A 15,630-nucleotide genomic window follows, 5' to 3' on the forward strand; every position below is an offset into this window, starting at 1 on the left:
GCGGACCGACAAAGGAGACAGCGGATGGAGATTCAGATCGAACGCGCGGACGGCGTGCTGAGCATCGTGCTCAATCGTCCGGAAAAGAAGAACGCGATCACCGCGGCGATGTATCAGGAAATGGCCGACGGCCTCTACGAAGCCGAGATGGACCCGACCGTGCGCGCGGTGCTGATCCGCGCGAACGGCACGACGTTCTCCGCCGGCAACGACCTCGATGACTTCCTGAACGATCCGCCGAAGGGACTCGACGCGCCCGTCTTCCAGTTCCTGCGGCGCATCGCCGGCTTTCCGAAGCCGATCGTCGCGGCGGTCGCGGGCACGGCGGTCGGCATCGGCACCACGATGCTCCTGCATTGCGACATCGTCTACGCGAGCCCGAACGCGAAGTTCTCGCTGCCGTTTTCGCAACTGGGGCTGTGTCCGGAAGCGGCGTCGAGCCTGCTGCTGCCGCGCACGGCGGGTTATCAGCGCGCGGCGGAAAAGCTCTTGCTGGGCGAAGCGTTCGACGTGAACGAAGCGATCGGCATGGGCTTCCTCAACGGCGCGATCGATGCCGCCGAACTCGACGCCTACGCGTTCGACAAGGCGAAGCGGCTCGCGCTCCTGCCGGCGTCGTCGCTGCGCGTGACCAAGTCGCTGATGAAAGGCGCGCACGCGCACGAAGTGACCGCGCGCATGGAAGACGAAGCCGCGCATTTCTCGCGGATGCTCGTCGCGCCCGAAGCGCGCGAGGCGTTTCAGGCGTTCTTCGAGAAGCGCAAGCCGGACTTCAGCAAGTTCGAATAGCTCGGATAGTTCGAATAGCGCGCTTCACTCGACATCGTATTCGACGAAGCTGTTCTCGCGCGCGAAGCTGACGAGCCGCAGGCCCGCCTGCTTCGCGATCGAAATGGCGAGCGAGGTCGGCGCGGAAATCGTCGCGATCATCGGCACGCCGACGCGCGCCGATTTGCGCACGAGTTCATAGCTCGCGCGGCTCGACAGGTACACGAAACCTTGCGTCGTGTCCTCGCGGCGCAGGATCAACTGGCCGATGAGCTTGTCGAGCGCGTTATGCCGCCCGACGTCCTCGAAGGCGTAGCGCACCGCGCCGTTTTCGTCGCACCACGCGGCGGCGTGCAGACCGCCCGTCAGCTTCGTCAATTGCTGATGCGCGGGCAATTCGCGCGCGGCGCGTTCGATCGCATCGGGCGCGAGACGATTCAGAAAGCCGGTCTCCGGCACGCGTTCCGGCTGAAGATCGAGCAAGTCGATGCTTTCGATGCCGCACACGCCGCATCCGGTGCGCCCGGCGAGCGCGCGCCGCTTGTCCTTCAGCGACGCGAAAGCCTGCTGCACGACCTGCAGATGCACTTCCGCATGCGGCAACGCGACGCCGTCATCCCGCAAATAAACCTCGATATCGTGGATATCGCTGCCGCGCTCAACTATGCCTTCCGTCATCGAAAAGCCCACTGCGAACGCTTCGAGATCGCGTGGCGTGCACATCATCACCGCGTGCGAAATGCCGTTGAAAACCAGCGCGACGGGCCATTCCTGACCGACGTTGTCAGCGGCGATCGCAACTTCGTTCTTGCGATGCCTGCGCACCTGGCGCTCGACGAAGCCGGGTTGGTCGTCGGTTTCGAGTTGTTCCACTTCAATGCTCCTGACCGCTCACTTCGAGTAAAGTCGGGTATGTGACTTGCTGCCAAAAGTTGCTGTCCGCACGCATCGCGACGCGAACAGCGGCTAGATTGCAATGGTTCCAGCCAGATCCAAGGCCCTACAATAACTTAAGCGGGCATCGCGCGCCGCGCCGCCCGCTTCAATCCAACGAGGCTTCGCTATGGGACTTTACGACGCCGCGCGTCTCTTCGGATTCGAAGTCGAATCCTCTGACAATCTGCGCTTCATTCCGCTTGCCGTGCGCTTCAATCTCGACCGCTTCGGCATGCGCATCTCGCTTGACCAATGGCAGCAGCTTCCTTACGAAGATCGCGCGTTGCTGGCGCGCTTTCCGATCGAAGAAGAGGCCGAGCTCGAGAAGAACTTCGACCTCGCGCTTGAAGAGATGCTGAAGACGCACGCCAATGCCGCGCCCGAAAAGATCGAACGCGATCCCGATCCGGTGTGGATGCACGCCGATGCCGTGCCGGAAACCGTGATCCGTCAAAGCAGCCTCTCCGGGATCAGCGCGCCGAGTCTCGATCGCTGGGGCCAACTCGATCGTTTCCAGCGTTACGCGCTCGCGAAACTCTCGCGCAACACCGACAAGGTCAATCACGATTTCCTGCCCGCGATGAAAGAGTTCGGTCTCACGGAGTGAGCACGCGGCTCGCAAACGTTAAGCAGCCGCTTTAATCAGATTATTTGCGGGTGAGCCCTAAATGTCGGGCGAGAGGCGCCGTTAATGGACGTTATCCATTAATCGGGCGTGGAGCCGTTCGCCACGCCGCGCATTGCGTTCGATGTGCGCGCATCAAAGGGATTAGCCCGCTCTTCATGACTCGATTCCTCTCCAGAGGTTTGCTCGTCAACATTGCCGTCGTGCTGGCCGCGCTCGGCGCCAACGCGTTCGTCGCCTGCGAGCGGATCGGCGGTCTGCGTGAAAGCGACGCGCGCACCTTGCGCTCGATGAGCCTGCTGCGCGACCTCGCGAACTATCGCAGCACGCTCGGCGAATCGCTGACGCAACTGAGCCGCTTCGAAGCGACCGGCATCGCGGAAACCGCAGCGGGCCATCAGGAACGCGTGGCGCATCTCGACGCGCTCGAAAGCGGCCTGCGCGCGCAGTTCGAGATGGAGCCCGGCATGATGGGCGCATTCGATGCGCTCGCCGCCCGCGCCGCCGTCATGCGGCACGACGCCGACGTCGCCTTCCAGCGCGCGAAGAACGCGAGCCCCGACGCGTCCCGTGCATGGGCCGATGCGGCGTTCGTTACGCTCGGCGAGGATCAGCAAGGCGTCGACGACGAGCTCGCGGCGGTGCGCTCGCGCATCGACAACGCGACGATCGGCGCGCTCGATCAGTCCGCGCGGGCGTCGAGCGGCGCCATGCTGCTGCTCGTCTTCACGATGCTCGCGGGCAGCGCCGTGCTGATCTGGCTCTTCGCGAGTCGCGAGCGGCAATCGCGCGAGAAGCTCGGCGCGGCGCGCGCGCGACAGCGCAGCAACGAGCGCTTTCGCGGCATGTTCGAGGCGCATCCGGTGCCGATGTGGATCGTCGATAGCGAGACGATGCGCTTCGTTGCCGTGAATCAGGCCGCGATCGAACACTTCGGCTTCAACGAGCCGGAGTTCATGGACATGACGCTGCGCGATCTGCATCATGCGGACGACTTCGACAGCTTCGCCGCGCGTCTTGCGCGCAGCGGCGGCGAAGGCGGCGAGCGGGGCGAGCGCGCTCAGTCGGGACGAGGTTCGGCGGGCGTCTGGCGCTATCGCTGCAAGGACGGATCGATCGTGGGCGCGGACGTGTCGCATCACTCGCTCATCTACTCGAGCCGGCCGGGCATCTTCATGCTGGCGAACGACGTGACCGACCGCATCAACGCGGAAGCCGAAGCGCGCCGCTCGAACGAGATGCTCGAAGCGGTCATCGACAACATTCCGCAGCGCGTGTTCTGGAAGGACCGCGAACTGCGCTATCTCGGCTGCAACAATGCGTTCGCGCGCGATGCGGGTCTCGCGTACAACGAGCAGGTCATCGGCAAGACGGATTTCGACTTGCCGTGGAGCGCGCTCGCGGATCTGGTGCGCGCGGACGACGAAGAGGTCATCGTCACGACCGTGCCGAAGATGCATCACGAGCGCGACATCGTGATGGGCGACCAGTTGCGCACCGTCGTTTCGAGCAAGCTGCCGTTGCTCGACGGCGAAGGGCAGACCATCGGCGTGCTCGGTTCGTATCACGACGTCACCGATCACAAGCGCGCCGAACTCGCGCTGCGTCTGCAAAGCCGCGCGCTGGACGCGAGCGTGAACGCGATTCTGATCACCGGCGTCGTCGATGGCGCGAACGTGATCGAGTATGCGAATCCGGCGTTCAAGCGCATCACGGGTTATGACCCGAGCGAGGTCATCGGCCAGGATTGCCGCTTTTTGCACGGCCCGGACGGAGATCAGGAAGGGCTCACGTCGATCCGCCGCGCGCTCGACGCGAACATGGAAGCGAGCGTCGTCGTGCGCAACTATCGCAAGGACGGCGCGCTCTTCTGGAACCAGCTCTTCGTCGCGCCGGTGCCGAACGCGCAGGGCATGACCACGCATCACATCGGCATCATCAACGACGTGACCGATCTGATGCGCTATCAGGAAGAGCTCGAATATCAGGCGAATTACGACACGCTCACGCGCCTGCCGAATCGCAATCTGCTGAAAGATCGCCTGCAGCACGCGATAGAAACGGCGCGGCGGCGCGATGCGAAGATCGCGGTCGTGTTCATGGATCTCGACGGCTTCAAGAACGTCAACGACAGTCTCGGCCACAGCGTCGGCGACCGTCTGCTTGCGGTGATCGCGGAGCGGCTCGCGCGCTCGGCGCGTACGAGCGATACGGTCGCGCGTCACGGCGGCGACGAGTTCGTCGTCGTGCTGCCGGACATCACCGACGAAGCCGGTCTCATCGTGTGGATGGAGCGCACGCGCGCGGCGATCTCCGAACCGGTGTGGATCGACGACACCGAGCTGTATGTCGGCTGCAGCATGGGCGCGAGTCTTTATCCGCAAGACGGCGACGACGCCGAAACCGTGATGAAGAAGGCCGACCTCGCGATGTATCGCGCGAAGGACATGGGCCGCAACAACTATCAGTTTTATCAGCCGGAGATGAACGCGAGCGTCGGCGCGCGCATGAATCTCGAACGGCGCTTGCGGCGCGCGCTGCGCGACGGCGAATTCCTGCTGCACTATCAGCCGCAGGTCGACATGTCGACGCGTCTGTTCGTCGGCATCGAAGCGCTCGTGCGCTGGCACGACCCCGAGCAAGGGCTCGTGTCGCCGGCGTCGTTCATTCCGGTGGCGGAGGAGAGCGGGCTGATCGGACCGCTTTCCGAATGGGTGCTGCGCGAAGCGTGCCGGCAGAACAAGGCGTGGCAGGATGCGGGGCTGCCGCCGGCGCGCGTGTCGGTGAACTTGTCGGCGCGGCATTTCCAGCAGCGCGACATCGCCCGGCTCGTGACTTCGGTGCTCGAAGAGACGGGCCTTGCGCCGCGCTATCTCGAACTCGAACTCACCGAAAGCGCGATCATGCGCAACGCCGAGGAAGCGATCACGATGCTCTCGGAGCTATCGGCGCTCGGCATCGGTATTGCAATCGACGACTTCGGCACCGGCTATTCGAGCCTGTCGTATCTCAAGCGCTTTCCGGTGCATCGGCTGAAGATCGATCGCTCGTTCGTCGCGGATATCGGCTCGTCGGGCGACGATGAAACCATCACGTCGGCGATCATCGCGCTCGCGCATTCGCTCGAGATGCAGGTGATCGCGGAGGGCGTCGAAACGCACGCGCAGCACGATTTCCTGCGCGAGCGCGATTGCGACGAAATGCAGGGCTACCTTTTCTCGCGCCCGATGCCGCACGAGGCGATTCCGGGCCTTTTGCAGCAGGGCGTGCTGCCCCACTGATCGATTTTTATCAGTCCAGCGACGGCAGCACGCGCGGGCGGCGATCGCGGTCAGTCGCGACGTAGGTGAGCGTCGCTTCCGTCACCTTGACGACTTCTTCGGCGAGGCTCATGCGCTGCGCCCAGACTTCGACCGACACCGTGATGGACGTGTTGCCCGTCTTGACGATGTCGGCGTAAAAGCTCAGCAGATCGCCGACGAAAACCGGGTGCTTGAACAGGAACGAATTCACGGCGACGGTCGCGACGCGGCCGTTCGCGCGGCGGCTCGCCGGAATGGAGCCGGCGATATCGACCTGCGCCATGATCCATCCGCCGAACACGTCGCCGTGGACGTTGGCGTCGGCGGGCTGCGGCACGACGCGCAGCGCGACGTGTTTCTCAGGAAGATTGGGATGGTCGGTCATGGGAGGCGTTCCGGTTTGCAAGGCGGCGCGAAGGCTGGCGCGCGTGAGCGGCCTCTTGAACCTTCTGCGACAATGCCTATTTATGAATGAGCCCGATTGCGCGCGACGTCGCGCCAGGGGCTTGCAGCAAATTGTACGGGAAAGCATCCAGACGAAGTTGCGCCCGTTTCGACGATAAAAACCTTCCCCACGCCGCGCCCGACTCCATTCGCGCGACGCGCTCGAACGATACGAACTCATGCGCCGCTTCCCGAACGCAGAGCCCGGGCCCGCGCAGCAAGGCCCGCGCAACGACTGGCAGACGATCCGCTCGCTGCTGCCTTATCTCACGACGTACAAATGGCGCGTCGCGTTCGCGCTGACGTGCCTCATCGGCGCGAAGGTTGCGAACCTCGGCGTGCCGATCGTGATGAAGCGCATCGTCGACGGCCTCGCTTCCGTGCAGCATCTCACCGCGCTCGGACGCGCGAACGATTCGCCGGGCATCGTGCTGATCGGCGGAATCGGGCTGCTCGTCGTCGCGTATGCGGCCGCGCGGCTTTCTACGTCGCTCTTCACCGAGTTGCGCGAACTGCTCTTCGCCAAGGTCACGGAAAGCGCCGTGCGGCAACTCGCGCTGCAAGTGTTCCGGCATCTGCATTCGCTGTCGCTGCGCTTTCATCTGGAGCGACAGACGGGCGGCATGTCGCGCGATATCGAACGCGGCACGCGCGGCATCCAGCAGCTCGTTTCGTATTCGCTCTACAGCATTCTGCCGACGCTCGTCGAGGTCGGGCTCGTGCTCGCGTTCTTCGTGACGAAGTACGAGGCGTATTACGCGATCGTCACGTTCATCGCGCTCGTCACGTATATCGTGTTCACGGTGAAGGTGACGGAGTGGCGCACGCACTTTCGCCGCACGATGAACGATCTCGATTCGAAAGCGAATTCGCGCGCGATCGATTCGCTGCTCAACTACGAGACCGTGAAATACTTCGGCAACGAAGAGTGGGAAACGCGCCGTTACGATGAAAATCTTCAGCGCTATCGCGCGGCCGCGATCAAGTCGCAGCGCTCGCTGTCGATGCTGAACTTCGGGCAGCAGACGATCATCGGCGTGGGGCTCGTTTTCATCCTCTGGCGCGCGACGCAGGGCGTGATGGCGGGGCGTCTGACGCTCGGCGATCTCGTGCTCATCAACACCTTCGTGTTGCAGTTGTACATTCCGCTGAATTTTCTCGGCGTCGTGTATCGCGAACTGAAGCAGGCGCTGACCGACATGGATCGCATGTTCACGCTGCTCGGCGCGGGCCGCGAAGTGCCCGATGCGCCGAACGCGCCCGCGCTTGCCGTGCGCGGCGGCGAAGTGCGCTTCGAGAACGTGAGCTTCGCGTATGAGAAGGCGCGGCCGATCCTGCATGGCGTCGATTTCACGATTCCCGCGGGCACGACGACGGCGGTCGTCGGACACAGCGGCTCGGGCAAATCGACGCTCGGCCGGCTGCTCTTTCGCTTCTACGATCTCGATCGCGCGCAGGGCGGCAGCATTCGCATCGACGGGCAGGACATTCGCGACGTCACACAGGATTCGTTGCGCGCGGCGATCGGCATCGTGCCGCAGGACACCGTGCTCTTCAACGATTCGATCTATTACAACATCGCGTACGGGCGTCCTTCGGCGAGCCGCGACGAAGTGATCGCGGCGGCGCGCGCGGCGCATATCCACGATTTCATCGAGGCGTTGCCGGCGGGCTATGACACGGCCGTCGGCGAGCGTGGATTGAAGCTGTCGGGTGGCGAGAAGCAGCGCGTCGCGATCGCGCGCACGCTGCTCAAGAATCCGCCGATTTTGATCTTCGACGAAGCCACGTCCGCGCTCGATTCGAAGTCCGAGCGCGCGATTCAGCACGAACTCGACTCGATCGCGCGCGAGCGGACGACCCTCATCATCGCGCATCGGCTATCGACGGTCGTGCATGCGCAGCAGATCATCGTGATGGATCACGGGCGCATCGTCGAGCGCGGCACGCATGCGGAGTTGCTGCGTGCGGGCGGGCTGTTCGCGCAGATGTGGGCGCTTCAGCAACAGCGCGCCGCCAGCTCCGGCGAAGGAGAGGCGGCGCTGGCGACACTGGGCGAATGACGCGCTGTCCTCACTCCATCGCGTGCGCGCCGCCGATGGCGACGCCATCGTGCGATTGCGAAGCCGTCGACGACCAGCGCAGCCACTGACCGCGCAGCGCGAAGAGCGCGCCGAACGCGCACGTTGCGAGCACGCCGAACGTGGCGAAGCCCATTTGATAGCTGCCCGTGCTTTCCTTCGCGATGCCCATGATGACCGGCAGATAGAACCCGCCGATACCGCCCGCTGCGCCGACGATTCCCGACAGCAATCCCGTCTTGCCCTTCCAGCGATGCGGCACGAGCTGGAACGTCGAGCCGTTGCCCAGGCCGAACGCGATATACAGGCAGATGAGAATCGCGAGACCGCCCGCGACCGGCGGCATCCAGATCGCGAACGCGAAGTCGCCGATGGCGATGGCCGCGAGCAGCACGAGCAGCGCACGCACGCCGGTCACGCGATCGGCGACATAACCGCCGAACGGACGCACGATCGCGCCGAGAAACGCGAGCAGCGACATGAAGAGGCCGGCTTCGAGCTTCGGCATCTGATAAAGCGAGGTAAGCAGCAGCGTCACATACGACGACATGCCGACGAAACCGCCGAACGTGATGCTGTAAATGAGCATGATGACCCACGTATCGCGCTCGCCGAGCACCGACCGATAATGCCGCGGCAGCACCGCGATCGCAATGAGCGCGCCGATCACCGGCAAGAGCAGCACGCCCGCCTTGCCGCCGCCGAACACGCCCGCGTTGACCGCGAGCACCAGCACGATCAGGCTCACGAGCGTCACCGCGAAGCTCGACAGCGCGCGCATCGTGCTGCCGGTTTTCACGCCGGCATCGGACGCCCATGCGAAGAGCGCGATGCCCGTAATCGCGAGCAGCGGCAGCGCGGCGGCGGTCGACATCTGCCAGCCGAAGGCATCGGCGAGATGCGGGAACAGGAAGCCGTCGAGCACCGCGCCGATGTTGCCTGCCGCGGCGAGTCCGAGCACGAGGCCCTGCACCTTCGGCGGATAGTTGCTGCCAGCCATCGGCAACGCGACGGCGAAGCTCGCGCCGCCCATGCCGAGGAACACGCCGAGCACAAGCAACACCGCATACGACGGCACGCCGGGCATGAGCGGCAGCACGATCGACGGAATCGACGAGAGCAGGACGCCCATCAGCGCGACGCGCCGTCCATCGGTCGATTGATAGAGGTTGCCGAGCGTCACGCGCAGAATGGCGGCGGCCAGCACCGGCACCGCGACGAGAAAGCCTTGCTGCGCGGCGGACATCGTCACGTCGCGTCCGATGAACGGCGCGAGCGGCCCATACAGTACCCAAACGGTAAAGCCCGTATCGAAGTAGAGGAAGCAGGCGAGGAGCGAGCGCCAGTTGCCGCTCTTGAGCGATGCGATCAGATTGGACATTGCGGGTTCCGTATATGCGCGTACTGCCGAATGAGCACGCGACGGCCCCGAAAATTGCAAGCATCATGCCAATGGAATGCATATTTACCGATGCGCCGGGTAGCGCAAGGGTCGGCGAGGGATCAGAGCACGCGTGAGGTTCCGCGTCCCGCAAACCGACAGCACCGCGTCCGTGCGTGACCGCATGCGAATGGTGCGCCGCGCCTTCGCACGGCTCATGCGCCGGCTAGAATGCGTTCTTTGCCAAGGAAGCGCCGCGCGCGCCCGAGAAACGCATGGAACTGAAATGGCTGGAAGACTTCGTGTCGCTCGCGGAGACGCGCAGCTTCAGTCGATCCGCCGAGCTTCGGCACATCACGCAGCCCGCGTTCTCGCGACGCATTCAGGCGCTCGAAGCGTGGCTCGGCACGGAACTCATCGACCGGTCGGTGTATCCGACGCGCCTCACGCAAGCCGGCAACGTGTTCTACGAGCAGGCGCTCGCGATGCTCTCGCAGTTCCACGAAGCGCGCACGCTATTGCGCGGACAAGGCGGCGTGCCGTCGGCGACCATCGAATTCGCCGTGCCGCACACGCTTTCGCTCACGTATTTTCCGCGCTGGCTCGAACACATCGAGGCGCGGCTCGGACGCATCCGCACGCGGCTGCGCGCGCTCAATGTGCACGATGCGGTGCTGTCGCTCGTCGAAGGCGGTGTCGATCTCGTGATGGGCTATCACCATCCGAGTCATCCGGTTGCGCTCGATCCCGCGCGCTACGACATGCTCACGCTCGGCGCCGAACCGATCAGCCCGTTTTCCGCCGTGACCAAAGGCGGACGCGCGCGCTTCACGCTGCCCGCGACGGCCGAATCGCCGGTGCCGTATCTGTCGTACACGCCTAATGCGTACCTCGGGCGCATGACGGAAGTCATCATCGCGACCGCGCCGACGCGCCTCTATCTCGACAAGGTCTATGAAACCGACATGGCCGAAGGTCTGAAAGCGATGGCGCTCGCCGGTCATGGCGTCGCGTTCCTGCCGCACAGCGCTGTCGAGGATGCAGTGGAAGAAGGGCGGCTCGTGCGCCTCGATCGCGGCACGCGCGGCACGCCCGCCGGCCAGTTCACGCTGACGATGGAAATCCGCCTTTATCGCGACAAGCTCGCAGCGCAGGGCGAAGAGCCGCGACAGGCATTGATGCGCGCGCTATGGGACGCGGTCGGTGAGGAATTGCTGAAGGCGCAGCCTGAGAAGCCCGCGGCATAAGGCTCCGCGACGTTATGCAAGTTTTGCATGACGGGATAAGGAAACGGCATTGGATTTGGAAACGACGTTTTTCGACAATGAGCGAATTCCTTCACCGCTGGAGCATCAATGTCTGCCTCGAAGCAACCTGTGCAAGCGCCGGACGCAAAACACGCCATCCCGTCGTATCTCCATGCCGATGATCTCGGTCCCTGGGGAAACTATCTGCAACAGGTCGATCGCGTTGCCCCGTATCTCGGTTCTCTCTCCCGCTGGCTCGAAACCCTCAAGCGCCCGAAGCGCATTCTCGTCGTCGATTGCCCGATCGAGCTGGATAACGGCACCGTCGCGCATTTCGAGGGTTATCGCGTGCAGCACAACACGTCGCGCGGTCCCGGCAAGGGTGGCGTGCGTTACCACCAGGACGTGACGCTCTCCGAAGTGATGGCGCTGTCCGCGTGGATGTCGGTGAAGAACGCGGCGGTAAACGTGCCGTACGGCGGCGCGAAGGGCGGCATTCGTGTCGATCCGCGCACGCTGTCGCGTGGCGAACTGGAACGCGTGACGCGTCGCTATACGAGCGAGATCGGCATCATCATCGGGCCGAACACGGACATTCCCGCGCCGGACGTGAACACGAACGAGCAGATCATGGCGTGGATGATGGACACCTACTCCATGAACCAGGGCCAGACGGCAACCGGCGTCGTGACCGGCAAGCCGATTTCGCTCGGCGGCTCGCTCGGCCGCAAGGAAGCGACGGGGCGCGGCGTGTTCGTCGTCGGCACGGAAGCGGCGCGGCGCATCGGCATGGAGATCGAAGGCGCGCGCATCGCGGTGCAGGGCTTCGGCAACGTCGGCGGCATCGCGGCCAAGCTGTTCCAGGAAGCGGGCGCGAAGGTCATCGCCGTGCAGGATCACACGGGAACGATTCATAACTCGAAGGGCATCGATACCGTCGCGCTGCTCGATCACGTCGCGAAGAACGGCGGCGTGGGCGGCTTCGCGGGCGCGGATCCGGTACAGGCGGAAGAATTCTGGATGATCGAAAGCGACATCCTCATTCCGGCCGCGCTGGAAAACCAGATCACCGAGAAGAACGCGTCGAAGATCCGCACGAAGATCGTCGTCGAAGGCGCGAACGGCCCGACCACGACCGCGGCCGACGACATCCTCAACGACAAGGGTATCCTCGTGATCCCGGACGTGATCGCGAATGCGGGCGGCGTGACCGTGTCGTACTTCGAATGGGTGCAGGACTTCTCGAGCTTCTTCTGGACCGAGGACGAGATCAATCAGCGTCTCGAGCGCGTGATGCGCGAAGCGTTCGCGGGCGTGTGGCAGGTCGCGAGCGAGCACAAGGTATCGGTGCGCACGGCGGCGTTCATCGTCGCGTGTACGCGCATTCTGCAGGCGCGCGAGATGCGCGGGCTGTATCCCTGATTCGGTGTCAGGCGGTCGTGCCCTTTAATTGATTGCGGGCGGCATTTCATTCGGAATGCCGCCCGCATTTGCATGAAAGCGACAAGTCGGCCGACTCGCTGCATTCGGTCAAGCATGGTCACAAAAACGCCAGTAATATGCGCGGTCGCACCGGGTTGCACCCTTACGGCGACAGCGTCTCAGAAATAAGACGGTCGTGGGTTAACAATCATTCTTTCAGAATAATTACCCTGCTAAACTTGCCCCGGTTTTTCGCCACAGGAGATCGAACACATGAAGGTTAAAAAGGCTGCGCTGCTCGTCGCCGCGCTCGGGTTTCTCGCCACCGGCGCATACGCTCAAGACGCCGGCACGCTGAAGAAAATCAAGGACACGGGCGTGATCTCGCTGGGGCATCGCGAATCGTCCATTCCGTTTTCCTACTATGACGACAAGCAGCAAGTCGTCGGCTACTCGCATGAGTTCGCGCTGAAGGTCGTGGACGCGGTCAAGCAGAAGCTCGGCATGTCCGACCTGAAGGTGAAGCTCACGCCGATCACTTCGCAGAACCGCATTCCGCTCGTGCAGAACGGCACCGTCGATATCGAGTGCGGCTCGACGACGAACAACGCCGAGCGTCAGCAGCAAGTTTCCTTCTCGAACACGATCTTCGTGATCGGCACGCGCCTCATGACCAAGAAGGATTCGGGCGTGAAGGACTGGGCCGACCTGAAGGGCAAGACCGTCGTGACGACCGCCGGCACCACGTCCGAGCGCCTGCTTCGCAAGATGAATCAGGACAAGAACATGGGCATGAACATCATCAGCGCGAAGGATCACGGCGAGTCGTTCCTGACGCTGTCGACCGGCCGCGCCGTCGCGTTCATGATGGACGATGCGCTGCTCGCGGGCGAGCGCGCGAAGTCGAACAACCCGAACGATTTCGTGATCGTCGGTGCGCCGCAATCGCATGAAGCGTACGGCTGCATGATCCGCAAGAACGATCCGGAGTTCAAGAAGGTCGTCGACGACGCGATCGCCAAGGTCGAAACCTCGGGCGAAGCGGACAAGATCTACAAGAAGTGGTTCGAAAGCCCGATTCCGCCGAAGGGTCTCAACCTCAACTTCCCCGAAAGTGAAGACATGAAGGCTCTCTACAAGAGCCCGAATGACAAGGCAATCGACTAACCGGTTCGGTAATCGAACAGACGAAACGGAAGGAGCTTGCTTCTTCCGTTTCTTTTTGGAGTGAGTCCATGTCTTATCACTGGAACTGGGGCATCCTGCTGAGTCCGGTTTCGACCGGCGAGCCCACCACCTATCTCGGCTGGCTGATTTCCGGCTTCTGGGTGACGATCACCGTGTCGCTCGCGGCCTGGGTGATCGCGCTCGTGGTCGGCTCGTTGTTCGGCATCTTGCGCACGGTCCCGAATCGCACGCTGGCGGGCATCGGCACCGTCTACGTCGCGATCTTCCGCAACATTCCGCTGATCGTGCAGTTCTTCGTCTGGTATCTCGTGATACCGGAATTGCTGCCGCCTTCCATCGGCAACTGGTTCAAGCAACTGCCGCCCACCGCGCAGTTCTTTTCGTCGTCGATCATCTGTCTCGGGCTTTTCACTGGCGCACGCGTGTGCGAGCAGGTCCGCTCGGGCATCAACGCGCTGCCGCGCGGACAGCGCAACGCGGGTCTCGCGATGGGCTTCACGCAATGGCAGACGTATCGCTACGTGCTGATGCCGGTCGCGTACCGCATCATCGTGCCGCCGCTCACGTCCGAGTTCCTCAACGTGTTCAAGAACTCGGCGGTCGCGTCGACCATCGGTCTGCTGGATCTGTCCGCTCAGGCGCGCCAGCTCGTCGATTACACGGCGCAGACGTATGAATCGTTCATCGCGGTGACGATCGCCTACATGCTCATCAACCTCGTCGTGATGCAACTGATGCGCTGGGTCGAGGCGAAGACGCGGTTGCCTGGCTACATCGGAGGCAAATAAATGCATCAGTTCAACTGGAGCGGTGTGCTCGCGTCGTGGCCCACGCTGATGACGGGCGCGAAGATCACGCTGCAGATCACCGTGCTCGCCATCGTGGTCGGCATCATCTGGGGCACGATCCTCGCGCTGTTCCGCCTTTCGGGCGTGAAGCCGCTGCAATGGTTCGCGAGCGCGTACGTCACGCTGTTCCGCTCGATTCCGCTCGTGATGGTGCTGCTGTGGTTCTTCCTGATCGTGCCGCAGCTGTTGCAAAACGTGCTCGGACTGTCGGCCGACATCGACATCCGTCTTGCCTCGGCGATGGTCGCGTTCTCGCTCTTCGAAGCCGCGTACTATTCGGAAATCATCCGCGCCGGCATTCAAGCGGTGCCGCGCGGTCAGGTGAACGCGGCGTTCGCGCTCGGCATGACCTACGGCCAGGCGATGAAGCTCGTCGTGCTGCCGCAGGCCTTCCGCGCGATGGTGCCGCTCTTGCTCACGCAGGCGATCGTCCTGTTTCAGGATACGTCGCTCGTCTACGTCATCAGTCTCGCGGACTTCTTCCGCACGGCGACGAACATCGGGGATCGAGACGGCACGTCCGTCGAAATGGTTCTGTTCGCGGGCGCGTGCTATTTCGTGATTTGCGTGGTGGCGTCGGCGCTCGTCAAAAGTCTTCAGAAAAAGGTCGCAAGATGATCTCTATCAAGAATGTTTCCAAGTGGTACGGGCAGTTCCAGGTGCTCACCGACTGCACGACCGAAGTGAAGAAGGGCGAGGTCGTCGTGGTGTGCGGCCCGTCGGGTTCGGGCAAGTCGACGCTCATCAAGACCGTGAACGGCCTGGAGCCGTTCCAGAAGGGCGAAATCACGATCAACGGCCAGTCGCTGACGGACAAGAAGACGAATCTGTCGAAGCTGCGTTCGAAGGTCGGCATGGTGTTCCAGCACTTCGAGCTGTTTCCGCATCTGACGATCACGCAGAACCTGACGCTCGCGCAGATCAAGGTGCTCGGCCGTTCGAGCGACGAAGCCACGCAGAAGGGCATGAAGCTGCTGGATCGCGTCGGCCTGCGCGCGCATGCGGACAAGTTTCCGGGCCAGTTGTCCGGCGGTCAGCAGCAGCGCGTGGCGATTGCGCGCGCGCTGTCGATGGACCCGATCGCGATGCTCTTCGACGAGCCGACGTCCGCGCTCGATCCGGAGATGATCAACGAAGTGCTCGACGTGATGGTCGAACTCGCGCAGGAAGGCATGACCATGATGTGCGTGACGCACGAAATGGGCTTTGCGAAGAAGGTGGCGAATCGCGTGATCTTCATGGATCGCGGGCTCATCGTCGAGGACGATCAGAAGGAAGCGTTCTTCGCGAATCCGAAGTCGGATCGTGCGAAGGATTTCCTCGCGAAGATCCTGCACTGAGTCTCGGCTCGGCAAAGCAAAACGGCGCTTCCGAAAAGAAGCGCCGTT

13 protein-coding genes are annotated in these 15,630 nt (G+C 63.2%); 10 read left to right on the plus strand and 3 right to left on the minus strand.

Going from position 1 to position 15,630, the window contains the following annotated elements:
- The first annotated feature begins 24 nt into the window (after positions 1-24).
- Positions 25-789, plus strand: a complete 765-nt coding sequence (locus QCE49_RS01410) for an enoyl-CoA hydratase (RefSeq protein WP_008351601.1) — start codon at positions 25-27, stop codon at positions 787-789.
- A gap of 24 nt (positions 790-813) precedes the next feature.
- Here QCE49_RS01410 and fdhD read toward each other — a convergent pair whose 3' ends face one another.
- Positions 814-1,641, minus strand: coding sequence for a formate dehydrogenase accessory sulfurtransferase FdhD (gene fdhD, locus QCE49_RS01415; protein ID WP_250456609.1), 828 nt, complete (start codon positions 1,639-1,641; stop codon positions 814-816).
- Positions 1,642-1,831: 190 nt separating this feature from the next.
- Here fdhD and QCE49_RS01420 point away from each other — a divergent pair, with 190 nt between their 5' ends.
- Both QCE49_RS01420 and QCE49_RS01425 read left to right on the plus strand, forming a co-directional pair.
- Positions 1,832-2,311 (plus strand): nitrate reductase associated protein, encoded by a 480-nt coding sequence (locus QCE49_RS01420; RefSeq protein ID WP_008351596.1) that lies wholly within the window; start codon positions 1,832-1,834, stop codon positions 2,309-2,311.
- Between the two features lie 176 nt (positions 2,312-2,487).
- Positions 2,488-5,610 (plus strand): EAL domain-containing protein, encoded by a 3,123-nt coding sequence (locus QCE49_RS01425; RefSeq protein ID WP_309805638.1) that lies wholly within the window; start codon positions 2,488-2,490, stop codon positions 5,608-5,610.
- Between the two features lie 10 nt (positions 5,611-5,620).
- Here the strand turns inward: QCE49_RS01425 and QCE49_RS01430 are convergent, their stop codons facing one another.
- A complete protein-coding gene (locus QCE49_RS01430) occupies positions 5,621-6,016 on the minus strand; it encodes an acyl-CoA thioesterase (protein WP_008351593.1) in 396 nt (131 codons plus the stop codon).
- Between the two features lie 238 nt (positions 6,017-6,254).
- Here QCE49_RS01430 and QCE49_RS01435 point away from each other — a divergent pair, with 238 nt between their 5' ends.
- The gene (locus QCE49_RS01435; protein WP_250456607.1) at positions 6,255-8,138 is read left to right on the plus strand and encodes an ABC transporter ATP-binding protein/permease; all 1,884 of its coding nucleotides are present in this window, start codon (positions 6,255-6,257) and stop codon (positions 8,136-8,138) included.
- Positions 8,139-8,148: 10 nt separating this feature from the next.
- Here the strand turns inward: QCE49_RS01435 and QCE49_RS01440 are convergent, their stop codons facing one another.
- Positions 8,149-9,537 (minus strand): MFS transporter, encoded by a 1,389-nt coding sequence (locus tag QCE49_RS01440; RefSeq protein ID WP_250456606.1) that lies wholly within the window; start codon positions 9,535-9,537, stop codon positions 8,149-8,151.
- A 275-nt stretch (positions 9,538-9,812) separates the two neighbouring features.
- Between QCE49_RS01440 and QCE49_RS01445 the strand changes: the two genes are divergently transcribed.
- From QCE49_RS01445 to QCE49_RS01470, 6 genes are all read left to right on the plus strand, one after another.
- Positions 9,813-10,784: a LysR substrate-binding domain-containing protein gene (locus QCE49_RS01445; protein WP_008351590.1), complete on the plus strand. Its 972-nt coding sequence runs from the start codon at positions 9,813-9,815 to the stop codon at positions 10,782-10,784.
- 108 nt (positions 10,785-10,892) lie between these two features.
- Positions 10,893-12,206 (plus strand): Glu/Leu/Phe/Val dehydrogenase, encoded by a 1,314-nt coding sequence (locus QCE49_RS01450; RefSeq protein ID WP_008351589.1) that lies wholly within the window; start codon positions 10,893-10,895, stop codon positions 12,204-12,206.
- A gap of 273 nt (positions 12,207-12,479) precedes the next feature.
- Positions 12,480-13,373 (plus strand): glutamate/aspartate ABC transporter substrate-binding protein, encoded by an 894-nt coding sequence (locus QCE49_RS01455; protein WP_008351588.1) that lies wholly within the window; start codon positions 12,480-12,482, stop codon positions 13,371-13,373.
- 68 nt (positions 13,374-13,441) lie between these two features.
- The gene (locus tag QCE49_RS01460; protein ID WP_008351587.1) at positions 13,442-14,182 is read left to right on the plus strand and encodes an amino acid ABC transporter permease; all 741 of its coding nucleotides are present in this window, start codon (positions 13,442-13,444) and stop codon (positions 14,180-14,182) included.
- Complete coding sequence (gene gltK / locus QCE49_RS01465; protein ID WP_008351586.1) at positions 14,183-14,860, plus strand: glutamate/aspartate ABC transporter permease GltK; 678 nt, start codon at positions 14,183-14,185, stop codon at positions 14,858-14,860. It begins immediately after the preceding gene.
- Entirely contained in the window at positions 14,857-15,582 is a 726-nt protein-coding gene (locus QCE49_RS01470; RefSeq protein ID WP_033536539.1) for an amino acid ABC transporter ATP-binding protein, read from the plus strand. The genes gltK and QCE49_RS01470 overlap by 4 nt, the downstream gene beginning before the upstream one ends.
- The last annotated feature ends 48 nt before the right edge of the window (positions 15,583-15,630 follow it).

Origin of the sequence: Caballeronia sp. LZ008 (assembly GCF_031451435.1) — a bacterium.
Taxonomy (GTDB): domain Bacteria; phylum Pseudomonadota; class Gammaproteobacteria; order Burkholderiales; family Burkholderiaceae; genus Caballeronia; species Caballeronia zhejiangensis.